At 53.2% G+C, this 26,330-nt stretch carries 25 protein-coding genes; 12 read left to right on the top strand and 13 right to left on the bottom strand.

Annotation, left to right across the window (positions count from 1 at the left end):
• Position 1 precedes the first annotated feature (1 nt).
• Complete coding sequence (locus AWU77_RS12390; RefSeq protein WP_062063845.1) at positions 2-463, top strand: CYTH domain-containing protein; 462 nt, start codon at positions 2-4, stop codon at positions 461-463.
• A gap of 120 nt (positions 464-583) precedes the next feature.
• Positions 584-793, top strand: a complete 210-nt coding sequence (locus tag AWU77_RS12395; protein ID WP_062063847.1) for a DUF2061 domain-containing protein — start codon at positions 584-586, stop codon at positions 791-793.
• A 63-nt stretch (positions 794-856) separates the two neighbouring features.
• On the opposite strand, the gene tatC is transcribed toward AWU77_RS12395, so the two are convergent.
• Genes tatC through AWU77_RS12430 form a run of 7 tightly spaced genes read right to left on the bottom strand, consistent with a single transcriptional unit; the run spans position 857 to position 5,324 of the window.
• Positions 857-1,663, bottom strand: coding sequence for a twin-arginine translocase subunit TatC (gene tatC, locus AWU77_RS12400; protein WP_062063849.1), 807 nt, complete (start codon positions 1,661-1,663; stop codon positions 857-859).
• A gap of 6 nt (positions 1,664-1,669) precedes the next feature.
• Positions 1,670-2,119, bottom strand: coding sequence for a Sec-independent protein translocase protein TatB (gene tatB, locus AWU77_RS20130; RefSeq protein ID WP_084618340.1), 450 nt, complete (start codon positions 2,117-2,119; stop codon positions 1,670-1,672).
• A gap of 3 nt (positions 2,120-2,122) precedes the next feature.
• Complete coding sequence (gene tatA / locus AWU77_RS12410) at positions 2,123-2,371, bottom strand: twin-arginine translocase TatA/TatE family subunit (RefSeq protein ID WP_062063851.1); 249 nt, start codon at positions 2,369-2,371, stop codon at positions 2,123-2,125.
• Positions 2,372-2,408: 37 nt separating this feature from the next.
• Positions 2,409-2,747, bottom strand: coding sequence for a phosphoribosyl-ATP diphosphatase (locus AWU77_RS12415; RefSeq protein WP_062063853.1), 339 nt, complete (start codon positions 2,745-2,747; stop codon positions 2,409-2,411).
• Positions 2,748-2,780: 33 nt separating this feature from the next.
• Entirely contained in the window at positions 2,781-3,164 is a 384-nt protein-coding gene (gene hisI, locus AWU77_RS12420; RefSeq protein ID WP_062063855.1) for a phosphoribosyl-AMP cyclohydrolase, read from the bottom strand.
• Between the two features lie 19 nt (positions 3,165-3,183).
• Entirely contained in the window at positions 3,184-4,044 is an 861-nt protein-coding gene (locus tag AWU77_RS12425) for an aldo/keto reductase (protein WP_062063858.1), read from the bottom strand.
• A complete protein-coding gene (locus AWU77_RS12430; protein ID WP_062063860.1) occupies positions 4,041-5,324 on the bottom strand; it encodes an FAD-binding oxidoreductase in 1,284 nt (427 codons plus the stop codon). Before AWU77_RS12430 ends, AWU77_RS12425 begins: the two co-directional genes overlap by 4 nt.
• Positions 5,325-5,459: 135 nt before the next feature.
• Here AWU77_RS12430 and AWU77_RS12435 point away from each other — a divergent pair, with 135 nt between their 5' ends.
• A complete protein-coding gene (locus AWU77_RS12435) occupies positions 5,460-6,341 on the top strand; it encodes a sugar nucleotide-binding protein (RefSeq protein ID WP_062063975.1) in 882 nt (293 codons plus the stop codon).
• Positions 6,342-6,348: 7 nt separating this feature from the next.
• On the opposite strand, the gene AWU77_RS12440 is transcribed toward AWU77_RS12435, so the two are convergent.
• The 6 genes from AWU77_RS12440 to AWU77_RS12465 form a co-directional block, all read right to left on the bottom strand.
• Positions 6,349-6,603 carry a Txe/YoeB family addiction module toxin gene (locus AWU77_RS12440; RefSeq protein WP_062063863.1) on the bottom strand — a complete coding sequence of 85 codons (255 nt, stop codon included), beginning with the start codon at positions 6,601-6,603 and terminating at the stop codon, positions 6,349-6,351.
• Entirely contained in the window at positions 6,600-6,851 is a 252-nt protein-coding gene (locus tag AWU77_RS12445) for a type II toxin-antitoxin system Phd/YefM family antitoxin (protein ID WP_062063865.1), read from the bottom strand. The genes AWU77_RS12440 and AWU77_RS12445 overlap by 4 nt, the downstream gene beginning before the upstream one ends.
• Before the next feature lie 135 nt (positions 6,852-6,986).
• The gene (gene fabB, locus AWU77_RS12450; RefSeq protein ID WP_062063867.1) at positions 6,987-8,198 is read right to left on the bottom strand and encodes a beta-ketoacyl-ACP synthase I; all 1,212 of its coding nucleotides are present in this window, start codon (positions 8,196-8,198) and stop codon (positions 6,987-6,989) included.
• Between the two features lie 122 nt (positions 8,199-8,320).
• A complete protein-coding gene (fabA, locus tag AWU77_RS12455; RefSeq protein ID WP_062063869.1) occupies positions 8,321-8,845 on the bottom strand; it encodes a 3-hydroxyacyl-[acyl-carrier-protein] dehydratase FabA in 525 nt (174 codons plus the stop codon).
• Between the two features lie 123 nt (positions 8,846-8,968).
• Positions 8,969-9,931, bottom strand: a complete 963-nt coding sequence (locus AWU77_RS12460) for a polyprenyl synthetase family protein (protein ID WP_062063871.1) — start codon at positions 9,929-9,931, stop codon at positions 8,969-8,971.
• A 92-nt stretch (positions 9,932-10,023) separates the two neighbouring features.
• Complete coding sequence (locus AWU77_RS12465) at positions 10,024-10,815, bottom strand: 4'-phosphopantetheinyl transferase superfamily protein (protein WP_084618342.1); 792 nt, start codon at positions 10,813-10,815, stop codon at positions 10,024-10,026.
• A 131-nt stretch (positions 10,816-10,946) separates the two neighbouring features.
• Between AWU77_RS12465 and AWU77_RS12470 the strand changes: the two genes are divergently transcribed.
• The 9 genes from AWU77_RS12470 (at position 10,947) to AWU77_RS12505 (ending at position 26,329) form a co-directional block, all read left to right on the top strand.
• Positions 10,947-11,444, top strand: coding sequence for a peptidylprolyl isomerase (locus AWU77_RS12470; RefSeq protein ID WP_062063875.1), 498 nt, complete (start codon positions 10,947-10,949; stop codon positions 11,442-11,444).
• A 241-nt stretch (positions 11,445-11,685) separates the two neighbouring features.
• Complete coding sequence (locus AWU77_RS12475; RefSeq protein ID WP_062063877.1) at positions 11,686-12,891, top strand: DUF5009 domain-containing protein; 1,206 nt, start codon at positions 11,686-11,688, stop codon at positions 12,889-12,891.
• Positions 12,892-13,676: 785 nt separating this feature from the next.
• Positions 13,677-15,413, top strand: coding sequence for a fatty acyl-AMP ligase (locus AWU77_RS12480; RefSeq protein WP_193747532.1), 1,737 nt, complete (start codon positions 13,677-13,679; stop codon positions 15,411-15,413).
• Positions 15,413-17,224, top strand: coding sequence for an acyl-CoA dehydrogenase (locus tag AWU77_RS12485; protein ID WP_062063880.1), 1,812 nt, complete (start codon positions 15,413-15,415; stop codon positions 17,222-17,224). Before AWU77_RS12480 ends, AWU77_RS12485 begins: the two co-directional genes overlap by 1 nt.
• Complete coding sequence (locus AWU77_RS12490) at positions 17,205-17,465, top strand: acyl carrier protein (RefSeq protein ID WP_062063882.1); 261 nt, start codon at positions 17,205-17,207, stop codon at positions 17,463-17,465. The genes AWU77_RS12485 and AWU77_RS12490 overlap by 20 nt, the downstream gene beginning before the upstream one ends.
• Entirely contained in the window at positions 17,465-21,484 is a 4,020-nt protein-coding gene (locus AWU77_RS12495; protein WP_084618344.1) for an amino acid adenylation domain-containing protein, read from the top strand. The genes AWU77_RS12490 and AWU77_RS12495 overlap by 1 nt, the downstream gene beginning before the upstream one ends.
• Positions 21,481-21,924, top strand: coding sequence for an SRPBCC family protein (locus AWU77_RS20585; RefSeq protein ID WP_202966651.1), 444 nt, complete (start codon positions 21,481-21,483; stop codon positions 21,922-21,924). The genes AWU77_RS12495 and AWU77_RS20585 overlap by 4 nt, the downstream gene beginning before the upstream one ends.
• Before the next feature lie 29 nt (positions 21,925-21,953).
• Positions 21,954-25,100, top strand: a complete 3,147-nt coding sequence (locus tag AWU77_RS12500; RefSeq protein WP_202966652.1) for an outer membrane lipoprotein-sorting protein — start codon at positions 21,954-21,956, stop codon at positions 25,098-25,100.
• The gene (locus AWU77_RS12505) at positions 25,097-26,329 is read left to right on the top strand and encodes a hypothetical protein (RefSeq protein WP_062063884.1); all 1,233 of its coding nucleotides are present in this window, start codon (positions 25,097-25,099) and stop codon (positions 26,327-26,329) included. The genes AWU77_RS12500 and AWU77_RS12505 overlap by 4 nt, the downstream gene beginning before the upstream one ends.
• Position 26,330 lies beyond the last annotated feature (1 nt).

A 26,330-nucleotide genomic window follows, 5' to 3' on the forward strand; every position in this document is an offset into this window, starting at 1 on the left:
AATGGCAGTAGAAATTGAGCGTAAATTTTTGGTGGTGGGTGATGCATGGCGCACTGCCCCTGCGGTGTTTTATTCGCAGGGGTATTTGAATCGCGACAAGTTGCGCACGGTGCGGGTACGCATAGCGGGTGAAGAAGCTTTCCTGACGATTAAGGGGGAGTCTGTCGGTGCGCGCCGCGCCGAGTTTGAATATCCCATTCCCCTGTGGGATGCACGCGAATTATTGAAGCTGTGTGAGCAGCCGCTGATTGAGAAAAACCGGCGCAAGATCCTTCACGAAGGTTTTATTTGGGAGGTCGATGAGTTTTTGGGGGAGAATCTGGGCTTGGTAGTGGCGGAGATTGAGTTGCCTGCTGAGGATTCTGAATTTCCACGACCTGCATGGATCGGCGAGGAGGTAACTGACGATTCGCGCTATTTTAATTCCAGCCTCTCGCTTGCGCCTTTTAGTCAGTGGAAATAGTTAGTGGCTATTAGATTTATGTGGTTAATTTTCTTTGGTAATGATTATCGCTTGCGTAGTATGGACTCATCGGCTGAAGACGAGTGAATCAGCCCTCCATTAGCAAGCGAGGATCTCATTATGGCAAAGACCGCAACATTTGCAGCAGTTCACTTTAGCGTTGCCTTTTCCGTCGGCTACGCCTTGACGGGTAGTGTGGTTATTGGTGGCACTATGGCTCTGGTGGAGCCGGCCATTAATACGGTGGCATTCTATTTCCATGAGATGGGCTGGCAGAAATTTGCCGAGAACAAGGCAGTATTACAGGAGGCTTTTGCCAATAGCGTCTAGTTGGCCTTGATAAAAAACGGCCTACTCTCATGCAAGGGTAGGCCGTGTTTTATAGCAATAAGATTATTTGTCGGTGGTTTTTTCTATCTCGTCGCCGCTAGCTTCGCGTTCGTCTTGATCTTCTGTTTCTTCGCGCTCTTCACTGCGGCGCTTAATCATGCGGCCAAAAAATAAACCTGCTTCAAACAACATCCACATAGGAATAGCGAGCATGGCCTGCGAGAATATGTCCGGAGGGGTAAGCAGCATCCCCACGAAAAAACACGCAACAATAATGTAGCGGCGCTTTTCTGCCAGCCCTTCGGGAGTGACAACACCGGCGTGAATCAGTAACACAGTGGCAACCGGAATTTCAAAGGCAAAACCAAAGGCAAAAAACATATGCAGCACCAAGTCCAAGTACTTGGTGATGTCGGTCATAGTGCTAACACCTTCCAGCTCAATGCCCATGGTGAAATTAAATAACATGGGCAGCACTAGAAAGTACGCGAACGCCATACCGGCAAAAAATAACAGTACGCTGGAAATCAGCAGGGGCGCCGCCAGTTGCTGTTCATGTTTATACAATCCGGGCGCGATGAACGACCAAATCTGAAACAAAATAAACGGCACTGCCAAAAACATCGCCAGATAAAACGTGAGCTTGAGCGGTGTTAAAAACGGCGAGATCACATCGGTTGCGATCATGTGGGTGCCGGCGGGCAGCACCGCCTGCAGTGGCGCGGAGATGATGCCGTAGATGTCGGTCGCAAAGGGAAACAGGCAGACGAAAACGGCTAACAAAAAATACACAATATGCAGCAGACGGGTGCGCAACTCGATCAGATGCTGTACCAGCGGCTGCTCTTTATCCTGGGGTGACTGGTTCATGAGGTGCTAGTGGCCTGTACCTGACTGGGGTTGAGCGGTTGAAGTTGCCGTCGGCTCGTCGCCTGCCGCGGTGGTAGCGGAGTTTGGCGGCGCTGTTGAATCAGCGGTGTGAGCGTGATCGGGTAGCTCTTCCGGTGGGCCATAGTCTTTAGCGCTAGGGGCTGGCGTTTGATCGATATTCGCTGCCGCCTCGGCTTCCGCTTCGCGCATGGTTTTTTCAATTCGCAGGCGAGCTTCTTCCAGGTTTTGCATCACTTCTTCGTTGTGCAGCTGGCGGCGAATATCATCTGCGCCGATTTGCCGCTCAATTTCTTGGCGGGTATCGCGCAGGCTGCGTTTCAATCGGCCAATCCATAGGCCGACTGTGCGTACAGTACCGGGCAATTGCTCCGGACCTATAACCACCAGTGCAACAATTAGACAGACCAGTAATTCAGTAAAACCAATATCGAACACGGCTTAAACCTTAGTGTTTTTTTGGTCAACTTTATCGCCGGCAGGTGTGGCGCTAGTGCTTTTTTGATCGATAATTTTCTGCGCGTCCTCTTCTTCTTTTTTGGCTTCATCGCTGCTCATCGAGTTTTTGAAGCCCTTGATCATACTGCCCAAATCGCCACCCAAGGTACGTAAGCGCTTGGTGCCGAACAGCATAACCACAATCGCCAGAACAATAAGGAGTTGCCAAATACTAATGCCGCTGAGACCCATAATGATTTCCTCGCAAAAAGATAAGTAAGTTTGATTATTATTCCTGAGTACGCGCTGCTTTTTCGTCGTGACCCGAGACGTTAAAGCGACGTGCCAGCTCTTTTAATACTGCATCGGCGTCGGTGCCGAGATGCGATAACATTACCAGACTGTGAAACCATAAATCAGCAGTTTCGTAAATCAGCTCGGAATTATCGCCAGTGGCTTGAGCGTCCTTCGCGGCCAAAATCGTTTCGGTGCATTCCTCACCGACCTTTTCCAAAATCTTATTCAGCCCTTTTTGATGCAGGCTGGCAACGTAAGATGTCTCAGCACCCGCATTATTTTTGCGCGCTTCGAGAATTTCAGTCAGTTGTTGCAGTATATCGTTACTCATGAACAGCTCTTTTACTGATAACGGGTGATAATCTTAGCGGTAGATGTCGGCTGGATCTTTTAATACGGGTTCGACAGTCTGCCATTCGCCATCTTTCAACACCCGGTAAAAACAGGATTCTCTACCCGTGTGACAGGCGATGCCGCCCAGTTGTTCAACTTGCAGGACTATGACATCTTCATCGCAGTCGAGACGAATCTCATGCAGCTTCTGGATATGGCCGGAGGTTTCACCCTTGTGCCAGAGTTGATTGCGCGAGCGCGACCAATAGACTGCCTCACCGCGCTCGGCTGAAAGCTGGAGCGATTCGCGATTCATCCAAGCCATCATCAAAATGCGACCGGTGTTGGCATCCTGTGCAATAGCGGGAACCAAACCATCGCTGTTCCAATTCACGGCGTCTAACCAATTACTCATATGTTTACTCTGTAGAATCTTACGCCAAATTTTGTGCGCGCAGTGCTTTTATTAGATTGGCGCGCAGATGTTGGACATTGACGGTGCCGATAATGGCACTAGTGACCCCAGGGTGAGCGTAGGCAAAATCCAATGCGCTCTGGATGGGGTCTTGGTTACGGTTTTCGCGCTGTTCGGCATCTTTTGCGGCAGCGTGAACGGGAGGCGCATCATGGCAGATATGGCCGCTTGCGAGAACCTTTTTTAGTAGAACTGCCGCACCTTGTTGCGCAGATTTTGCGATCACCGCCTCTTCATCGGTGTAATCCGCGTGGTACATCAGCATCACTGCGTCGCAGACTTCGGCGGCGAGCAGCCCGCCTTCCACCGTTTTGCTGGAGATGCCCAGTGCGCGAATCCAGCCTTCCTGTTTGAGCTGTTGTAAGGTTTGCAGTGCGCCGCTGTTGAGCAGTATGTCCAGATCATTGCCGTCTGAGTGAATCATCACCAGGTCGAGATAGTCGGTGCGCAAGCGGCGCAGCGAGCGCTCCACACTCATGCGGGTGTGTTTGGGGCTGAAGTCGAAGTAGGATCTGCCTTCATCGGAAAATTTATCGGCTTCAAACTCTTCACCGACTTTGGTGGAGATGACCCAGTCTTTGCGCTCTTTGCGCAGTAAATCGCCCAAGCGCTCTTCGCTATAACCATAAGAGGGGGCGGTATCGACAAAGTTGACCCCCATGTCACGGGTACAGTTGAGCAATTCGCGCAGTTGCTCATCGCTGGGCAGGCTAAAACTCTGGGGGTATTTCAGGCCTTGGGTGCGGCCAAATTTTACCGTGCCCAACCCAAAGGTACTCACCTCTATATCAGTGCGGCCAAGGCGTTTACGCGGCATCATTGTTGGTCGTCCTCATCATCTGGCTCCCGAAAGCGCAGTGCCAGTGCCTCTTCAGCGCTCATCGCCGGGGGGAATGCCAGTTCCCACGGGGTTTTGGCCAGCTCGGCGTAAGGCAGATACTGGTGCAAATTAATGTTGTTGTGCGATTGCGTTATACCCGCGTCGCCCAGTAAATCGAGTGCTTGGTTGGCGAGGTTGGGCGCAAGAGTCAACTTGGTCGGCCAGCCGACCAGTAGGTTGCTTGCACCTTCGGCGTGGGCGATAAAGGCGTTATCGGGGCGCAGCAAGCCGGGTTGCAATGGCTCGGCGCGGGCGATTGGCAAAGTGGCCCATTCCGCGCCTTCGAGGTTCACCCAGGGGATCAGCTCGCCTAATTCCTGTTTGGCTTGTTCGATAAGATCGTCGGGTGTCATGCCTGCGCCTTTTTCAGCCAAGCTGCCACCCAGATACCAGACCTGCGCGCCATCGGGCAGGCGGTGACTGGAAATGGTCAGGCGCGGTGTGCTCTCTTGGCCTAGGCAGTGGCCGTAAAAATCAAACGGATGGTGGTGTTTTACCATAACCTGCTGCAGTGGACGCAATTGCATCGCCGGGCTTGCCAGTCCTAGTTGCTGCAGTAATTCGGCATTGCCCTTACCGGCGGTAAACACAAAACGTTGGGCATGAATCTCAAGCGGCTGCTCCGGCGTATCAATTCGCAGGCTGACTTTTCCCTCGGCATTTTTGTGCAGCTTGGCTTGTGACCAATCAATCTGGAAGCAGTGACTTTTTACATTAAGCGCGAGATTGGCGACGAGGCTGGGGGCATCGATCACTATGTCTTCCAGCCGATACAGGCTGCCGGTGAAATCTTTATGGCGCAGCAGCGGCGGGCGGCGATCTTGATGGACTGGCTCAACCCGGCCACGGGTAATTTTGCTGGCAAGGAAGCCGGTGAGCTTGCTGCCTAGGTCATCCCCCGACCACATAAAAAAGTGGTCGCTGAGGATGCGGGTATGGCGTAAATCCACATCGCCTTCACCGCACAGGCAGGCGCGCCAGTGTTTGGGCATTTCTGCTATAGCTTCGGAGGCGCCGGTGAGTGCACCCGCGAGGGTGTATTTCATGCCGCCGTGGATCATGCCTTGGGAGGCGAGGGTTTGCTCGCTGCCGAGCGCTTTGGCTTCAAACAGGGCGATACTGAACCCGGCACGCTTGGCGCGATTAGCCAGCCAAAGTCCGGCCACGCCGCCGCCGATAATCGCCAGATCAAGATGAATGGGAAGTGGGCTTTGGCTCATGAATAGGGAGGTTCCGACAATGGCGCAGGTGTTAATTCAAAATGGGCGCGCAGTATAAGTCTTTCGCGCGTGAATTACCCTTGCAGCGGGTGCTGCTGCTAATATGCATAAAATTTTACGGGTATGTTGATCGCAATGTCATTCAAGTTATTGTTAACCGATGTAATTTCTCCGTTGGGCAGGGCGCTCGAGCATGAGCTGGAGCGTGAGTCGTTCAAGCTGCTGACGCCGAGCGCAGCCGAATTGGATTGGGCAGATGCGCAGAGCTTGCAGGCCTATCTGCACAAACACCAACCGGATTTGATTATTAATTGTCGCGGCTGGGAGGAAGCTTTTTATCGCGATGACCAAGCCTCCTTGGTCAATACTGCGCGCCTGCTGGCGCAAGTCTGTGCCACACAGGAGATCCCACTTATTCACTTGTCTAGCTACTTTGTGTTTGGCTGTGATGGCAAAGTTACCCATAGTGAAAAAGACGCAATTGCGCCGCTCAATGAAGCTGGCCGCGCCTTTGCGGAGGCGGAGCAGGCGATTGCCGGGTTGCCCAAGCACATCATTCTGCGCCTGAGTTGGGTGATTGGTGCCTATGGCGATAATTTGCTCGCGCGACTACTCAGTGCATTTCTGGCGGGCGCTTCAGTTGCGGTTAATCGCCATTTGCGCGGCGCCCCCACTGCGCTGTCCGATGTGGCGCGCGTTGTTGTGGCCATGAGCAAACAAATTCACTGCGGGGCGGACAACTGGGGCGTGATGCATTACTGCAGCAGCGACGCCTGTACCGAGGACGAGTTCGCCGAGCAGCTGCTGCAACTCTTGATTCAACAGCAACTGCTTACCGCCGAACCCAGTATTACGCTAGATGATAATGAACCCACCGATCAGCCGCTTAGTGCCATTCTCGGCTGCCGCCGCGCGCGCGATTACTTCGGTATTCAAGCCCGCTCCTGGCGCCCGAGTTTATTGCCGCTGGTAAAGCAGTGGTTGCATAACCGCGAGCAGATGAACGCTGAACAGTAGTGCTTTGTTAATAGTGATAGCGCAATTGCGCGATCAACAATCCGCTGTCGCTCATTTTGTAAATTAAGCGATGTTCGTCGTTGATGCGGCGAGACCAATAGCCTGCCAGTGCATGTTTGAGTGGCTCGGGTTTGCCGATGCCGGAGAAGGGTTGGCGCTGAATTTCCCTGATCAAGGTATTAATCCGCTCCAGTATTTTACGGTCACTCTTTTGCCAGAACAGGTAGTCATCCCAGGCTTGCTCTGAAAAAATCAGTTTCATTCCAGTAATGCCCGTTCCGTGCCTTTAGTGTCTTCAAGTTGGGCGATTGCTGCCATTAGCCGTTGCGCGTTTTTAGGGCTTTTGAGCAGGTAGGCGGTTTCTTCCATGGCTTTGTAATCATCGAGCGAGATCATCACCACGGATTGTTGGCCGTTGCGGGTGATGATAAGTGGTTCGTGGTCTTCGCATACCTTATCCATAGTGCTGGCAAGGTTGGCGCGGGCAGTGGTGTAGGTGATGGCGTCCATAGATACCTCGATGTATATGTACGCAATAATGTACAGGTTGGATGGGTTTCTGTCGAGCCAGGTGTTAATGGTTGAGCAATAAAAAAACCGCGAGGCGCTGGTGCGGCTCGCGGTTTTTGTTTTTACGGCTGGGTATTAAACGCGTTGAAAAACTAATGTCGCGTTAGTGCCGCCAAAACCGAAGCTGTTAGACATCACACGGTTCAGTTTCACGCCGTCTTGACGCTTGAGCACAATCGGCATGCCTTCCGCTTCTGGGTCAAGGGTTTCGATGTTGGCCGAGGCGCAGATAAAGTCGTTTTCCAGCATCAGCAAGCTGTAAATCGCCTCTTGTACACCGGTTGCGCCAAGGCTGTGGCCGGTGAGGGACTTGGTGGAGCTGATGGCGGGAATTTTATCGCCAAACGTCGCTTTGATCGCTTTGAGTTCGGCTAAATCACCCACTGGCGTAGAGGTGCCGTGAGAGTTGATGTAGTCGATCTCGCCATCCACAGTCGCCAGCGCTTGTTTCATGCAGCGGGTTGCGCCTTCGCCTGATGGGGCAACCATGTCGTAGCCGTCAGAGGTGGCGCCGTAGCCGACGATCTCGGCGTAAATTTTCGCGCCGCGCGCTTTGGCGTGTTCGTATTCTTCAATTACTAAACAGCCGCCACCACCTGCAATCACAAAACCATCGCGATTGGCGTCGTAGGCGCGTGAGGCTTGTCCGGGGGTTTCGTTGTATTTGGTCGACAATGCGCCCATGGCATCAAACAGGGCAGTCAGGGTCCAATGCTCTTCTTCGCCGCCGCCGGCAAAGACAATGTCTTGTTTGCCGAGTTGGATTTGCTCTAGCGCTACGCCAATACAGTGAGCGCTGGTCGCACAGGCAGAAGAGATGGAGTAGTTAACGCCTTTGATTTTGAACGGAGTCGCCAAACAGGCTGAGGTGGTGCTGCCCATGGTTTGGGTGACACGGTAGGGGCCAACACGCTTAAGGCCTTTTTCCCGCAGGATGTCGGCCGCTTCTACCAAGTTCATCGAAGATGCGCCACCGGAGCCCATGATGATGCCGGTGCGCTCGTTGGAAACTTGCTCTTCGCTCAGGCCTGCGTCGGTAATCGCCTGTTGCATAGAGATGTAGGCATAGGCTGCTGCATCGCCCATAAAGCGCAATACTTTGCGGTCGATTAACTCTGACAGATTGATATCAATAGAGCCTGCAACATGGCTACGGAAGCCCATCTCTTTGTAGGTTTCCTGAAATTTGATACCGGAACGGCCAGCGCGCAATGCATCCAGCACGGTATTTTTATCATTGCCCAGGCAGGACACAATTCCCATACCGGTAACAACAACGCGTTTCATAGGCTACCTCTTTTGTTTTTAGCTAAACCTGAACAGCACTAATGGCTGTTTTATGCGGTTAAAAGGGCGAACATTATGCCATAAGCAGTCAGGTGCTCACCCGTTATCATTATTGTGGATACTTAAACGCTATCGTTTTTTTGGAATAATCCAACACGTAAATCTGACGCGAAATAAATATCTTTGCCATCGCAGGAAACGCGACCATCGGCAATACCCATAATCAACTTGCGCTCGATTACACGCTTTAAGTTGATGTGATAGGTGATCTTTTTGGCGGTGGGAAGAATCTCGCCAGTGAACTTAACTTCGCCACAGCCGAGTGCGCGGCCGCGACCGGGGTTGCCTTTCCAGCCAAGGAAAAAGCCAACCAATTGCCACATAGCATCTAAACCTAAGCAGCCCGGCATTACTGGATCGCCAGCGAAATGGCAGTTAAAAAACCACAGGTCTGGGTTAATGTCCAACTCGGCCACTATTTCGCCTTTGCCGAATTCACCGCCGGTCTGACTAATGTGAGCGATACGATCTAGCATAAGCATATTGTTAATGGGCAGCTGCGCATTGCCTGGGCCAAACAAGTGGCCGTTGCCGCATTTGATCAACTCTTCTCGGCTGTAGGAGCTTTGGGGTTCAAAGGTAGTCATCGAATATACTCTGCTAGTGATCGTTGAGTGCAGGCATGGCCTGCGCAAAAGTGCGCCATTCTAACCGCTGTGGCTCAGTTGTCCAGTTGGATGGCGCAGGTGTTCTGGTATAGATGGTAGCGATTAAAAGCTGCGCGCCAGTGAAAACTCGGCTAATTGTTTCATTGCAGTGGTGTAAGTGTTATCGGGTAAATGTTGCAATTGTGCCAATGCCTGCTGCACTTGCTGCCGTGCTGCGTCCAGAGTATAGGCCATGCCGCCGGTGGCTTGGACGATTTCCAGCACTGCCGGCAACAGGCTCGCATCGCCAGTGCGAATCGCGTTGGCGATAGTCTCAGCTTGCTCGGGCGTGCCAGTGCGCATCGCGTGAATCAAGGGCAGAGTGGGCTTGCCTTCGGCCAAATCATCGCCGACATTTTTGCCGAGGGTGGCGGCATCGCCGGTGTAATCCAAGGCATCGTCAACTAGCTGAAAGGCGACACCCACATGGCGGCCATACAGACGCAGTGCTTCGCGCTGAACCGGCGTGGCGCCACACTGTACCGCCGCAACTTCACAGGCGGCAGCAAACAGGATCGCAGTTTTTTTATCGATCACGCGGAAGTAGTTTTCTTCATTCACGTTCGGGTCTTTAGCGTTTACCAGCTGCTGCACTTCACCTTCGGCGATGATATTGGTGGTGTCACTCAGGATCGCCATTACATCCATGCTGCCAATTGCCACCATCATCTGAAACGCGCGGGAGTAAAGGAAGTCGCCGACCAATACACTCGGCGCATTGCCCCATTGGGCGTTGGCGGTGGGGCGGCCACGGCGCAGGTTGGACATGTCTACTACATCGTCATGCAATAAGGTTGCGGTGTGGATGAATTCGATAATCGCCGCGAGCGATAAATGATCCTTACCCTGATAGCCCAGTGCGTTGGCGGTGAGCAATACCAGCAGTGGACGCAGACGTTTGCCGCCCGCTTCGACCAGATAGTGACCGATGTTTTCCACCAGACCGACATCCGAGTGGAGCTTGTCGATGATGAGTTGGTTAACTGCGCTGAAGTCGTCTTTAACGGCCTGATGAAATGGCAACATGGTAGTTTCTTTTTATCTTGGGTTGGCGGGCTGGGTCAGGTATTGGCTTGGTAAATTTTCAGGTCGCCATGCTAGCAGTGGGGGCGAGCGAGTCAAGGAAAAGCTGGCACGGAAAGCACATCAAACCAGCTTGGCGTCAGCGGCTGTTGGCATTTGCTGGCGAGTGCGGCGTAATTCTGTGCCCCCAGCGTCCACTGATGAAACTGCCATTCATCGCGGTCTTGGTTCAGTTCTGCTGCAATTTGCGCATGAATCCTATCGTTCGCGAGTTCAAAGGCTATTTTCTCCAGTCCTGCCGAAATTCCTGTGCCTATTGCTTTAAAGAAGGCTTCTTTAAGCGTCCAGAGGCGATAGAAATAATCGTGTTGTGCGTCGCCAGCGAGTGTTTGAAGGTGCGCAAATTCGCGCGGGTGATAATAACTTTCGGCGATGCCGGTTAAATCCCGCGTGCTGCTTACTGCTTCTATATCTACCCCGATCAGTTCTATGTTGCTGACCGCCAGCAGCGCCCAGTGGCCGCTGTGGCTCAGGCTGAAGTGAATGTCGCGCTGCGGCAGATAGGGCTTGCCTTTGTCGCTGCGCAAAAACTCTATCGCCTCGGGTGTGGCTCCGGTATAGCGTGCCAGCACCTTGCGCAGCAACCAACGGCTGGCGATATAACTTTCTTTGCCGCGCACAAACTTTTGTGCGCGCTCTCGCTCGCTCGGGTTCATGACCCGCGCTGCATCGGCAAAATGCGCTGTGGTGAACTGGTTGATGTCCAAGCACCAGATATGCACTTCGTCCGCGCGCAGGGGGCGAGCAGTTTCAAACCTGGGCGTGTGTAATGGTGTAAACGGTGTAGACATAACGTTGAATAGCGATAGTAGGTGGGCGGCTATCATACGCCGATTGGCTCCCGTGCCGCAGCGCTAAGAGATTTGCAATCTGTGCTTTGCGCCACATCGATAAATCAGCGACAATTCGCGCCCTCAAAAAACCTTTCTATTGAAACGATCCCCAATTTGGAGTTGCTATGCAAATCACTGCCGATAAAGTCGTCAGCTTTCACTACCGTCTGAACGAAACGGGTGGCGAACTGCTGGAGTCATCCTACGAAACCGAACCCACTCTTTATCTGCACGGCCACAATGGTTTGTTGGCGGCATTAGAAGACGCGTTGGAAGGCAAACAAGCGGGCGACAAAGTTTCCATCAGCATCACTCCGGAGCAAGGCTATGGTGTGCGTCAGGAAGGTGCGGTGCAGCGTATTCCTATCAAACATTTGCACGGCCATGAAAAGCTCAAAGGCAAATTAAAGCCAGGCATGAAAGTCGCGGTAAATACCCAGCACGGCCCCTGGGATGCAGTGGTATTAAAAGTGGGTAAATTTAATGTCGATATCGACAGCAACCATCCACTCGCCGGAAAAAATCTCGACTTTGAATTAGAAGTGATGGAAGTACGCGATGCAACTGATGACGAGTTGGCGCACGGCCATGCACACGGCGTAGGTGGGCATCACCACGATTAATAGAGTGTGATTGCCCCTCGCAAAAGCCCGCGCATGTCGCGGGCTTTTTATTGGCGCTAGTTTGCCCTGATGAGTTAATCCGTGTTGAGAACTGTAAAATCCGGGGCAACGTTGTCAGTTTTGATTGCAGGGCTGCGCTTGGCTCAGGTATGGTGCTTTTTGTGAGCAATCACACAGCGAATTTTAATAATAATTTGACCCACTACTGCCCAAATCAATAATACCAACACAGGCATACACGATGAACAATCCCTCTGCGCTTGCAAGCCGCGTTTTATCCATTGATGTGTTTCGCGGCATCATTATTTTCACCATGGTTTTTGTCAACGAGTTGGCGGGTATCGCCAATGTGCCCCAGTGGATGAAACACTTACCCGCGAATGTGGACGGCATGACGTTTGTCGATCTGGTCTTCCCCGCATTTTTATTTATTGTCGGCATGTCGATTCCGTTTGCGATTCAGGCGCGCATTAATAAGGGCGATTCAGCGCTGGAAACTTTCAAACACATTGCGCTGCGCAGTTTGGGTTTGATTGTAATCGGTGTATTTATGGTAAATGCTGAATCCGGTTATGACGTAGCGGCGATGGGAATTTCTATCTCGCTGTGGACGCTGTTGATGTTTATTTATGTATTACTGATTTGGTCGAATTATCCCAAAACACTTTCGCCTGCAATTAGCCTGGGCGCAAAACTGCTGGGCATTGCGGGTTTGGTAATGCTGTGGTGGATGTATAGAGGCCCGAACAATACCGGCATGACCACCCAGTGGTGGGGTATTCTCGGTTTGATTGGTTGGGCCTATTTAATTGCAGCTTCTTTGTTTCTTATTACTCGCCAGTTTGCCTCGCCAGCGGTGCAGTTTTTTACGCTCGCATTTGCTGCACTGGCATTAATCGGATTCTTTTTTGCATTGAATAAAACTGCATTGGCATCTATGCCGGTATTTCAAACACTGGCTAGTGCCAATGGCAATCACACTCATGCCGCGATTGTATTGGCCGGTGTGATTCTCTCGCAATTATTCTATTTGCCGAATTTTTCCGCGAGTAAGTTGAAAAACTATTTGGTGTTTACCTGTGTGGTGCTGGTGCTTGCGTTTGCCAGCTGGCACATCGCGCCCATCTCCAAAATTTGGGCGACACCGAGCTGGGCATTGTTTAGCGTATTTTTTTGCTGTGTGATTTTTGGCGTGGTGTATTGGTTGGTCGATGTAAAACATCAGCGCGCTTGGATAAGATTCTTTGAGCCATCGGCAACCAATCCATTGTTGGTGTATATATTGCCGTACATGGTGTTATCGCTGTGCGGGAGCTTGGGGTTCAAACTTCGCCCGGACATGTTTGATGCGGGTTTTCTGGGGATTTTGTGGAGTCTGGGTTTTGCGTGCGTGATTATGGGAATAGGTGCGGGGTTAACTCGAATGGGCTTGCGGGTTAAGCTGTAGCTTGCTGCTCTCAGGGTAATCTTAAGTGACCTGATTGCGGCGGTATGTTTTTATTATTGACGTCTAAGAGCACTTTTGTCTGTGACTTTTTCACAATTTTTCATCACAATTTTTAACAAGTTTTAAAAAACCACTCTGGTACTATTTCTGCGCAATGTGAGTAAGCATTGTGCGTGCGTCACTGCCGAGTGTTCGTGCGCTGTTAACTAATAACAAGATTGGATTCAATATAATTTTAAACATAGGTTGATTGAGGCGAATTAATTTTATGTTTTTATTGAATCCGACTTGTTATTGAAATTTGTAGTCGTTAGGATGCCCTCGACCTAAAAGTGTGGGTCGGCGCAGCGAATGCTGAAGATTTTTTAATGGGAAAGTTTAAATTTTAAGGATCAGAGACGGCAGTGTAATCCAAGGGGGCTCCCTTGTTTTGCTGGTGGGAATGTAGGGCGTTTCGCTTTACATTTTTTACGGCAATGTTCCTCTCTCTATTGGCGGTTTTTCTTGCGAAAAACAGTGCTGATTCTTTTTTGCTTTCCTCCTTAATTATTTTTTGTGCATTCAATAAATTATTGGCGATTATTTTTTGTGGATTTTATCTGCAAAATTTACGTATTTTTTTATTGGTGTAATTAGTCGCGGCGCCTTGGAACACTTGCTGCTTTTAAGTTGTTGCAAGGATCGCAAACCAACAGGTGATGCCGGGTTTGGCACAGTTTAACCCTGCCGCCTGCCGCAAATATGATGGTTGCAAAAAGTGCGACTGTCGCAAAGGAGATGAGATCATGCCCCAACTGCTTAGTGAAGACTATTCCGATATTGTGCGCCTGTTGCGCGCACGTTCGTCCCTTCAACCTACTCGCCTCGCATTTTCGTTTCTCGATGATCGAACCCTGAGTGGGCGCGAAATTTCTTATGCTGAACTTGATTTTCAGGCGCGCAGGGTGGCGGCTGAACTGCTGGCGCTCAACCTCGGCGGAGAGCGTGCGGTATTATTATTTCAGCCTAGTGCAGAATATATTTTTGCGATGATTGGCTGCTGGTATGCAGGTGTTACCGCGGTGCCAATTTTTGCGCCGCGCATGAATGCCTCGGTTGAGCGTGTGCGGGCGATTGTCGCCAATGCGGATGCGCGCATCATGCTATCTAATAGCAATGTGATCAGCACCCTGAGTGCGCCTGAATGGGATGATTTGGTGTCGGCAGGCTTGGTGATGATTGCTACAGACAGTATCGATGATGCAATCGCCGATGCGTGGCAAATGCCGGAGATTAGCCCGCATACTTTGGCGGTATTGCAATATACCTCTGGTTCAACTGGAACCCCCAAAGGGGTGCGCCTCCAACATAAACACTTGATGGTCAATTCGCGCATGATTGCGCGCAACATGCAAACGGATTCCTCAAGTGTCGGCGTGGTGTGGATTCCGCCTTATCACGACATGGGGTTGATCGGCGGCATTGTGCAGCCGTTCTATACGGGTTTTCCAATCTACTTAATGGTGCCGGCCAGCTTCTTGCAACGACCTATGCGGTGGCTGGAGGCCATTAGTCTTTATCGCGGCACCCACACCGCGGCGCCCAATTTCGCCTACGACCTTTGTGTAAAACGTGCGAAGCCAGAGCAAATTCCGGCGCTGGATTTATCTTGCCTGCGTATGGCGGGCAATGGTGCTGAACCTATTCGCGCAGAGACCCTGCATCGGTTTATCGACACCTTTGCCCCTGCCGGTTTTGATCCGCGTGCGTTTTTCCCTTGTTACGGCATGGCTGAAACAACGCTCTATGTCAGCGGCAATCAAGTGATGCGCGGGCTAAAAACCCTGCAGGTCGCCCGCCATACGCTCGCGACCGGTACGGTCATGGCATCGGCCGATGGCGAGCTTGAATTGGTGAGCAGCGGAGTTCCCGATATAGAAATTGAGGTTGCCATTGTCGACCCTTTAACGCAGTTGCGCTGCTCGTCGGGCGAGGTGGGCGAGATATGGGTTGCGGGTGAAACAGTGGCCGATGGTTACTGGAATCGCCCTGATGTGACCGCAGAAACATTTGCTGCCCGGTTGGCGGATTCATCGCACAATTGGCTGCGCACTGGCGATTTGGGGGCGTTGGTAGACGGTGAAATTTATGTGACCGGGCGAATTAAGGATCTGATTGTTATCCGCGGTCACAATCATTATCCGCAGGATATAGAAGCCACCGTGCAGCTTGCCCACGCGGCGGTGAAGGCCCACGGCGTTGCAGCCTTCTCGCTGGAAACCGAGGAGGGAGAGAGTATTGGTTTGGTGGTTGAATTGGAGCGCGGAAAATTTCAGGGTGAAACAAGTGAAATTGAAGCCGCGATACGCAACGCCATGTCGCAGGCGCATCAGTTGGCGCCTGCCAGCATTACCTTCGTCAAACCTAATCGTATTCCGAAAACGTCGAGTGGCAAAATCCAGCGGTTGCAGGCGCGGGATATGTTGTTGGATGGACGTTTTGCGCAGGTGAGTTTGGCGCAGGCTGACACGGAGGAAGTGTGATGAATCATTTGCCTCAATACAGTGAAGCCTTGCGTCTGGAACAATTGCTGGGCGACCCAGAGCTGGCCAGCAATTGCCTGTCGTTCGCCAATGCCATGCGTCTGGATGAGCAGGATGCCTTCCCTGAAGCAGAAGTGTCGTTTTTGCTCGGTCACGGTTTGCCTGAAGCTTATGTGCCTGCGCATTTGGGCGGTACATTTACCTCCAGTGAAACATTTTTGGCGCTGGGGCGTGTATTGGCTCGCCGCAATATGACGCTGGCAGTGAGTTACAGCACCATGTTGTGGAGCATGCTGGGTTGGATTGGCGGCTCCTCGTCGCAGCAACACAAGATTGCGCACTGGGTAATGAAGCAGGGGTTGTTTCCTTGCTTGGCTTATTCGGAGGCCAATCACGGCGCTGATTTAACGGCGAATGAGCTGACCGCAACGAAAACTCCGCAGGGCGATTACATTCTCAATGGTGAAAAATGGCCGATTAATCGTGCAACCCGCTCGGGCTTTCTGGTGTTGTTGGCGCGCACCAATGACAGTCTAAACCTGCGCAACCATTCGCTGTTTATCATCAACAAAAATGATCTGGAATCCCGCCATTACTACCATTTGCCGCGGGTAAAAACCCATGGTCTACACGGTTGCGATATCAGTGGTATCGGTTTTCGCAATTGCTTGATTCCCGCTAGCAGCCTGATTGGTGAAGAGGGGCACGGGTTGGAGTTGGCACTCAAGGGTTTCCAGATCACTCGTTCATTTTGCAGTGCGTTGTCCTTGGGGGTGGGCGACAGCGCTCTGCGTCTGGTGGCGGATTTTGCGGCGCATCGCAAACTCTATGGCCGTACCGTGGCCGCCTTGCCCCATGCGCGCGACATTATGGCCAATGCCTATGTATCGCAATTAAATGCGGAGGTGGTTAGCCTTCTTGCGGCGCGCGGGCTGCACTTTTTTCCCGCGCAGTTTTCTACCTGGTCGAGCATTGCCAAGGTACAGACAACCCATTTGATCGATCATGCCTGTCAGCAATTGGCTTCTGTATTGGGCGCGCGCTATTACATGCGCGAACAACATGCGGAGGGCATGTTCCAGAAAATTTTGCGCGACGGTTCAATTGTTTCGGTGTTTGATGGCAGTACCCCTATCTGCTTGGACAGCCTTGCGACACTCTTGCCCAGCCTGGCCAAAATGCGCCGTGCCGATGTGCCCGCAGCGGATACCGCTGCCCTGTTTGATTTGCGCGCCGAGGTGCCACCACTGAACTTTGCGCAGCTGACCCTGTTTGGTCGCGGACGCGATGCGGTGATTGAAAGCCTGCCCGGATTGTTACAAAAACTGGAGCAGTTGCCAGCAGATCACAGCTTGTCGGCCGATCATCTCAGCAATCTGCGCTGCCAAGCCCGGGCGCTGCAGCAATCGGTTGCGCGGTTGGACGAAGACATTCTGGCCGAACCTATGGTGCGTGGCGCATCCAATAGCCCTCGTCAGTTTGCGCTGGCGGAGCGTTATATCGCCTTGCACTCCGCCGTTGCTGCGCTGGGCCTCTGGCTGCACAACCTCGACCATATGGGGGTGTTTTTCAAGCAGGCGGTTTGGCTGCACGCCATTCTGCTGCGCCAAGGTGAATATCAGTTCCGCAGCGGACAATTGCCTGCCGACTTGCTCGACCATCTTTATCCGCAACTGGAGCATCAGTTGAATCAGGGCAAAATGTTCTCGCTGATCGACTGGCCGGTCGCCGCTAAAGGTCTGCCGCAAACCCCTCCTGAAAGCCAATCTCACCACCACAAGGAAATTAGTTATGAACGCCATTACGCATGAATCGCTCGATCTGCACTCAACCTTGGTCAGCATGTTAGCGAAGGAGCTGCGCCTACCGGAAGCCAGTGTTGAGCCGCATCAACCCCTGACCCAATACGGTTTGGATTCCATTTCCGCGTTGACCATTGCCGGTGATTTGGAAGACATGCTGGATATGCAATTGCCGGTAACCCTGCTGTGGGATTGCCCAACCATTAACGATCTGGCTGAGTCGCTCGCCCAGATGATCAGGGAACGCTAATGGACACGCTCAAGGATGGGACTGTCCAGGTGGAGGCGCCATTGCCCCACCTGGAGGCCAGCTATCCCCTGGCGCCGGAGCAACAAGGGCTTTGGTTTTTGCACCGCATGGCACCCGATTGTGGGGCCTATCATCTTTTGTTCAGTTTTGAGGCCGAGATCAATTCTGCGCACCGCACGCACTATCAGGCGCTGCTGCCGGCGCTGCTGCGGGACTATCCGATTCTGCGCACCGCGCTGCCCGAAACAGCTGCCGGCCCCTGCCAGCAGGTTTTTTCATCGGTAGCGGCCGATATCCGCATGACCGATGTGATTGGTATGGATGACTGCCAATTGCGCGAGCTGGCGCGACAGGATAGTCGCCAGCCATTTAATCTCGCCCAACCTCCGCTATGGCGTGTGCATCTTTACCGGCGCAGTGCCAATCGCTGGCTGGTGGTCGCAGTTGCACACCATTTGCTGCTCGACTTTTGGTCGCTGGGGCTGCTTTTACAAGATGTCTGCCAACGTTTGGGGCTGCCCATTCCCAGTAGTACCCAGCCGGATGGGCAGGGTTACGGTGTACGTGCCGAGAGTTTGCAGGTTGTGCCAGAAGCCCGGCAGGCGCAATGGCGTGATTATTGGTGCGAGCAACTGAAAGGCATTCCCCCCGCCCACGGTATACCGCTGGATCAGCCGCGCCAACGCCTGCAATCCTACGAGGGGCGTTCGTTGGCCTTTAGTTTGAGCCGCGAAACCAGCGATCAGCTCAAAGCCCTGACGCGCGCGCGCGGTGTGACCCCGTTTATGACCTTTCTCGCTACCTGGGCCATCAGTCTTCACAGTCTGTGTGGCGATGAAGACTGGGTGATCTCATCGCCCGTGGCGGGCCGTTTGGCGCGTGCGGAGCGGCAGCAGCTGGGGCAGTTCGTCAATACCCTCGCATTGCGTGTGGGGGTTGATGGCAAGCAAACCTTTGCGGAGGTGTTGCAACAGGTGCGCGAGCGGGTGATTGGCGCAATCAAGCATCAAGATTGCCCCTTTCCCTGGTTGGTAGAGCAGCTGGCACCGGAGCGCGACCCAGGTTTAGCGCCCCTCAGCCAGATAGGTTTCTCCTGGGAGCGCCTGCCATTGCTGGCGGATTTTGAAGGTTTTTTCCTGCCGGAGCCGCCCGCGCAGGTGCTGCGGTTTGACGAGGTGATGCTGAGCCCGTTTGCGGTGCCGCAACAGGAAGGCCAGCTCGAACTGCAACTCGAAATGGGCGGCGAGCGCGATGGCGCATATACCGGGCAGTTAAAATATGTGACTGGGCTGTTTACCCCTGCCAGCGCCCAGCGCGTGCGCGACAATTTTATGCGCTGGGTAAAAACGCTGGTTGCTAATCCCGAGACACCCATCAACCAATTGCAAACCCTCAGTGAAGAACAGCAACAGCTGTTGCTGCAGTTGGGGCGGGGGCCGGAGCGTCTCTGGTATCCACCCCATGCGCAATTCGGGATGGATGAAATTCTGGGCGATATCGCCGAGCGGGTGAAAACCACGCCCGATGCACTGGCGGTAATGGATGGCCAGCAGCGCTACAGCTACCAACAACTCTGGGCGCGGGCGCACAGCATTGCCGGTGCGTTGGCTGCACAAGGTGTCGCACCGCAAACCCATGTCGGCCTGTTCTTGCACCGCCATTGCGATCTGCTGGCCAGCATTTTGGGCGTGTGGCTTTGCGGCGCTGCCTATGTTCCGCTGGATCCCAACTTTCCCGCAGAGCGCTTGGCCTATATCGCCGAAGATGCCCAACTGCACTTATTGCTCACTGAAAGCGCGCTGCTGAATGATTTACCGCTGCCGATGGCCTGTCTGGTGGTAGATCAGCCACTGGCTGCCAATGCGGGTTTCCAGCCAGTTCACGGCCAAGCGGCGTATATTCTTTACACCTCAGGCTCTACCGGCAAACCCAAAGGTGTGCGGGTGGGACATGCCTCGCTGCGCAACTTTCTGCTCTCTATGCAAGAGTTGCTGGGTTGGGACGCACAGCATCGGCTGTTGGCAATCACGACTACGGCGTTTGATATCTCGCTGTTGGAGCTGTTTTTGCCAATGTTGGGTGGTGGCAGCCTGATGATTGCCGATAACAGCACCAGTCACGACGGTCAGGCATTGGCGCGTTGCCTCAATGACCATGGCATTAATTGCCTGCAGGCGACACCGGCGAGCTGGAAAATGCTGCTCGATGCGGGTTGGCAAGCCGCGCCGGGTTTTACCGCTCTCTGTGGTGGTGAGGCACTGACACCCGATCTCGCCAGTCGCCTACACGCTCAGGTTGAACATCTGTGGAATGTTTACGGCCCGACTGAAACCACGGTCTGGTCTACCGCCAGCCGCTTGGAGCCGGGCACTAACATTCACTTGGGGCAGCCGCTGGCCAATACGCAATTGTATGTGCTGGATGCCGAAGGTCAGCTCGCCGCTCCCGGCGCGTTTGGTGAACTTTGGATTGGCGGTACAGGTCTGGCGTTGGATTACTGGCGCCGCCCTGAATTGACGCAGGAAAAATTCACCTATCTACCTCAGTTGCGCAGTGCGGGTCGCCTCTATCGCACCGGCGATAAGGTGCGCTGGAACAGCCTTAACCAACTGGAGCACCATGGCCGCCTTGACTTCCAGGTCAAATTGCGTGGCTACCGCATCGAGCTGGGTGAGATTGAGCAGCTCATCAAACAGAGTGCAGGTGTTAAGGATGCACTGGTGATTGTGCGTGAAGACCGCCCCGGCGATACCCGTTTGGTGGCGTATCTCATTGCAGATGAAGCACTCGATCAGGCCGTGATAAGCGCACAGTTGGCGGAAAAATTACCGGCCTATATGCTGCCAAGCGCGTGGGTCAAGCTGGCTGCTTTTCCCGAGACACCCAACCGCAAGGTAGATCGCAAAGCCCTGCCCAAGCCCAGTTATGACGATACCGGCCGCACCTATCGCGCACCTGCGGATGCGTTGCAAATGCAGTTGGCAGGCTTGTTCGGTGAATTGCTCGATATGAGCAATGTGGGGGCTGACGATGATTTTTTTGCCTTGGGCGGCCACTCACTGCTGGCGGTGCAATTGCTCTCTGCTATTCGCCGCCTGACCGGCGCCGATCTGGCACTGGCCGATTTACTGCAACACAAAACCGTGGCCAGTTTGGCTGCGCGTATCCGCAACCATAGCGATCAAACAGGGGGGATGAACATTACCTTGCGCGCCGGTGTGGATACCCAACCGCTGTGGCTATTTCACCCCATCGGCGGCAATGTGTTCTGCTATCTGGAATTGGTGCGTCAGCTCAATCCCGCGCGCCCGGTCATCGCCTTTCAGGCACCGGGTCTGGATGATATGGATGCCGCTGAAGTCAGTATCGAAAATATGGCTAGCCTCTACCTGGAGCAGCTGCGCCAGTTACAACCGGAAGGGCCTTACTTGCTGGGTGGCTGGTGTTTTGGTGGCACTCTCGCGTTTGAGGTTGCACGGCAACTGCAGCGTTCCGGCGAGTGGGTGGATGGCGTCGTACTGATCGATACCCGCGCGCCCATCGAAGCGAATGTGCCAGCGGATTCGGATGACGCCACCTTGCTGTCCTGGTTTGCCCGCGATCTGGCCACCCCCTACGGCAAAAGCTTGCGCATCGCGCCGGAAACTCTGCGCGAACTCGCTCCGGAACACATGTTTAGCCATGTGCTGGATGAGGCTAAAGCCATTGGCGTTCTGCCGTTGGATGCGGATGTGGCGGCACTGGAGCGTTACTTCCAAGTGTACATAGGCAATGGTATCGCCCTGCGCCTTTATTTCCCGGAACCTGAGCCTCTGCCATTACTCTTGTTGCGCGCGCTCGATGAGCAAGAAGATTACGGCCCCAGTTTGGGGTGGAGTGAACTGGCCGCTGCCGGCCTGACCCAAATCGATCTGGCGGGCGATCACAACTCCATTATGTATGCACCTCAGGCGCAAGCTGTCGCCAGTGCTATCGATAACCATTTTTCACTGAAACCCCACAAAGGATTTGCCGCATGATTCACGCCGATTATCACTATCACCTGAATATCGACCCCGATGTGGGGTTTGATTATCTGGCCAACCCGCTCAATGACCAGTATTGGCAAAGCTCCTGTGCCGCGGTGGAAATGGCTGCCGCCGAGCCGGCGGTTGGTGCCCAGTACAAAATCAAGTTCAACTTTCTGGGGCGCACGATGGATTTTGCCTGCCAGATTACCGAGCGCGACCCGCTCAAGCGTTACGCCTTCGCAGTGCTTGAGGGGCCTTTTATTTACCGGGGCTGCTATGACTTTACCCCCACGGCGGAAGGGCTCGATGTGCATTGGCAGTTTGAAGCGGAACCCGGTCGGTTCTTCGGGATTATCCCGGCCAGCTTGTTGCGCAAAGTATTGGTTAGCCAGGTGGAACGCGACTTGGTGAAACTCCGGCGCCTGCTGCCTGCGGCACAACCAGCCTAACTTATTCACATTTTTCGGAGCCATCTGTCATGAACCGTTACGCCCGTACACTGCTCGCCTACCGCCGCTGGGTGATTGCTATCACCTTGCTGATTACTGCCGTTTTGGCGTCGTTCGCCTCTACGGTAAAAATTGTGATTGACCCTGCCGAGCTGGCGCCTCAGGGGCACCCACTGATTAAAGCCACCAATAAAGTAGAAGCTGTTTTTGGATCCAAATACTTGATGCTGATTGGCATTACTGCCGAGCAGGGCGATATTTTTCAACCTGCCGTATTGGGTGCAGTTGAACGCATCACCCGCAAATTGGAGGCAACGGATGGCGTGGTGCAAACCACACTGCTCAGCCTGGCCGCCCGTCAAGCCAAAGGTATTCACGCGACCGAAGACGGCTTTGAAGCCAAACCATTGTTGGCTTCAGGCGCGTTGGACGCCGCGGCAATGGCACAGCTTAAAGCCGCATTGGCGGAAAACCCGTTATATCTGAACACGATTGTTTCTGCCGATATGCGCACCGCTGCCATTTTGGTGGAATTGAAAGAGCGCTCAGATGGTTTCCAAAAAATGCTTGAACCGGTTCACGCCATTATCGATGCAGAGCGCCGCGAAGGTATCGCCATCACGCTGGGTGGCAACCCGGTTTATCTCGATAAAACCGAGGTGTTTGCACAGCGTATTAATCTGTTATTCCCGCTGGCCATCCTGATTATCGGGCTGTTGCATTTTGAAGCCTTCCGCACCAAGCAGGGTTTGATTTTGCCACTGGTAACCGCGCTGATGGCGGTGGCTTGGGGCATGGGGTTGATGGGTTTGCTCAAGCGCCCGATGGATATTTTTAATTCGCCCACACCGATTTTAATTTTGGCGGTGGCGGCGGGGCATGCGGTGCAATTGCTCAAACGCTACTACGAAGAATATGCGCGCCTGCGCAGCGAATCGCCGCAGATGGATGCTAAGGCCGCTAACTATGAAGCCGTTATTTTATCTATCGCGGGTGTCGGCCCCGTCATGCTGATTGCAGGCTCGGTTGCCGCACTCGGATTTTTCTCGCTGATGGTTTTTGATATAGCCACGATTCGCGCGTTTGGTTTATTTACCGGTATGGGCATTCTGAGTGCGTTGGTGCTGGAGATGACGTTTATTCCCGCCGTGCGTTCGCTGTTGCCGGCACCCAGCGAGAAGGATATCAACAACGAATTGCGCGAGCGTTTTTGGGGGCGTTTCCCGCGTTGGTTGGGCGCGCAGTTAGCCTGTTACAACAAGCGCCGTGGATTGTATGCAATCACGGCATTATTGGTATTGGTATCGGCCTGGGGCATGAGCCGTATCAATATCGATAACGCCACCAAAAACTTTTTTGCCGAGGGTCTGCCAATCCAACAGGATGACAGTTTTCTCAATCAGCAATTGGGCGGCACCAACAGTTTGTACATCATGGTGGAAGGGAAGGCGGCAGATGCGATAAAAGATCCGCAATTGCTCGCGGGTATTGAGCACATCCAGCGTTTTGCCGAAGCGCAACCCCATGTTGGCAAAACCCTATCACTGGTGGATTACATCAAGCGTATGCATCAAGCAATGAATGCAGAAGCAGGTGACGCACAATCAGTACCTACCGACGGTAATTTAATTGCGCAATATTTGCTGTTGTATTCCATGTCGGGCGAGCCGGGCGATTTTGACTCGTTTGTCGATTACCAATACCAGAATGCAAAAATTACACTGTTACTCAAAACCGGTAGCAATGCCTATATCAAAACATTGGTCGCAAAATTGGAAGCAGAAACGCGCAAAACCTTTGGTGATACCGCGACTATTCGTTTTGGTGGCGATGTAGCACAAACCATCGCACTCACCGATACCATGGTAGAGGGCAAACTGCGCAACATTATGCAAATTGCTCTGGCTATTTTTGTTATCTCCGCCATCGCGTTCCGCTCGTTGACTGCAGGCGTTATTGTTCTGGTGCCATTGGCCTTGGCCGTGGTTGTGGTCTTTGGGGTGATGGGGGTGGCCGGTATTCCCCTGAATATTCCCAACTCATTAATCTCTGCTATGGCGGTTGGTATAGGTGCGGATTACGCTATTTATTGGCTTTATCGTATGCGGGAAGAAGTTGGCAAAGGTATTGAAGGTAACGCCGCCGTTATCAATACCCAAGGCAGTGCTGGTAAAGCCGCGTTATTTGTTGCCACGGCGGTTGCGGGCGGTTACGCAGTCTTGTCATTGTCGATTGGCTACAACGTCCATCTGTGGTTGAGCATGTTTATTGTAATCGCCATGTTGGTCAGCGTATTGGCCGCAATCACCCTGATTCCAGCCTTGGTATTAAGTTGGCGCCCCGGTTTTATTTTTAATGCGCGCCGCACTTCACCGCTGAAAATGATCACCTTGTTTGCACTGGGGGCGGCACTGGTCACCTTGGTTGGTGGCATCGCTAGCGCTAAGGCCGATGAAGTTAACGCCACAGAAATCATGCAAAAAAGTTACAGCGCAGTGAAATTAAAAGATTCACAAGGCAGCGCAACCTTCACGCTCACTAATAATCGCGGCGTAAGCCGCGTGCGCAAAACCCAAGGGTTTACCCGTTTGGTGGAAGGTGGCGATGACAACATGCGCTTGGTGCGTTTTCTATCGCCTGCCGATATCAAAGGCACATCCACGTTATTGATTGAAAATAGCAGCGGCGATGACAGTCTCTGGGTGTACTTGCCGGCATTGGGTAAAGTGCGCCGCTTATCGGCCTCCAATAAGCGTGACAGTTTTGTCGGCACTGATTTCAGTTACGGCGATATAGTTGGCCATAAACCAGCGGACTGGCAGCACACACTGATGGGCAGCGAGCAAATCAATGGAGTCGATTGTTATGTGATTGAGTCGCTGCCCGCGTCTGCTGCGGTTAAACAGCAGACCGGTTACAGCAAGCGCAAAAGTTGGATTGCCAAAACCCACTTTGTTGCATTGCGCACCGATTTTTGGGATACCAGCAACCGCGAGCTCAAGCATGTGTACAGCAGCGATGTGCGCCCGTTTGGCAGTCAGGGGCGTTTTCAGGCGATGCTGACCTCGGCCGAGAATGTGCAAACCGGCCACAAAACCCAAATCCAGTTCGATGACTTTACCGCAGAGAGCGGCGTCAGTCTGGCACTCTTTAAACCGCAAGCGCTCAACCAATGAAAACGCTTTATTCCTGTCTCGCAATTGCTTTGCTACTCACCACCCATGCCCAGGCAAATCCGGCCTTGGATGCGAGTGGCACTGTTAAAACCAGCTATTGGACTGGCGATAGAAGCCTCACACAGGAGGCTGATATCGGCCTCGCGAGTGTGTGGGGCAAGGCGCGCTTGAGCACGGAAACGGCAGGTCAGCTTGTCGCTGAAGCTTGGCTGCAATCCGACACTGACAATCATCAGCAACACAGCCAGGTGCGCGAATTTTATTGGCGCTTTGACGGAGCAAATTGGCAGCTCAACATTGGCAAGCAGTTACTGGCTTGGGGGCGCGCTGACGGCCTTAATCCTACTGATAATCTCAGCCCCAAGGATTTCACCCAGCTGGCCCCGAAAGACAGCGACCTGCGCGAGGGGATTGTGGCGGTTAACGGCCAATACCAGTTGGAAAACTCAACCCTGAGCCTGCTTTGGTTTCCTGCCGCGGCGAGCCATCGCATTCCAGTGGAACAAATGCCCGGTGTTGATTACCGCATCGCCGAGGCACCTGACAAACCCCAATACGCACTGCAATGGGACTACCTTGGCGCCAGCGCGGATATGTCGCTGAGCTGGTTCGATGGCTACGATCTTATGCCGGATTTACGGGTGGGAAAGGTGGGGGCAGAAGGGCTGGACATTATTCTGCACAACCAGCGGCTCACAGTGCTGGGGGGCGATCTAAGTGTTGCCGAGGGCAATCGGGTGTGGCGGGCGGAAATCGCCTGGAGTCAAACCGATTCCAGCGGCACAGCGGATTTTTTCCACAAAAAAGATCAGCTCTGGTTTGTCGGCGGGCCAGAATTCAATCTGCGCAACAATTGGGTGGTCGGCCTGCAATTGAGTGTGAAGCGAGTGTTTGATTTTGCCGCGCCAGAAGATTATTTACCTTCGGGCATCCTGCAGCAGGTCGCCCAGCGGCAACTGGCAACGGCCAATCAAACCCGTGCCACCCAAACTGGCATCACATGGCGCATTGCCAAATCGGCCTTCAATGACACTGTGCAGATGGAAACATCCGGAGTTGCGTTGGCTGATGGGGAGGGGGGGCTAAGGCGCGCGCATGTCGATTACATGCCGCGCGATGCCTTGCACATTCGCATTGGGCTAGAGGATTATCACGGCGCAACGGCAAGTTTTTTTGGTCAATTAGCGCAAAACCGTTTGGGGTATGTGGAGCTAGCATACGACTTTTGAC

The organism is Cellvibrio sp. OA-2007, from assembly GCF_000953825.1.
Taxonomy (GTDB): domain Bacteria; phylum Pseudomonadota; class Gammaproteobacteria; order Pseudomonadales; family Cellvibrionaceae; genus Cellvibrio.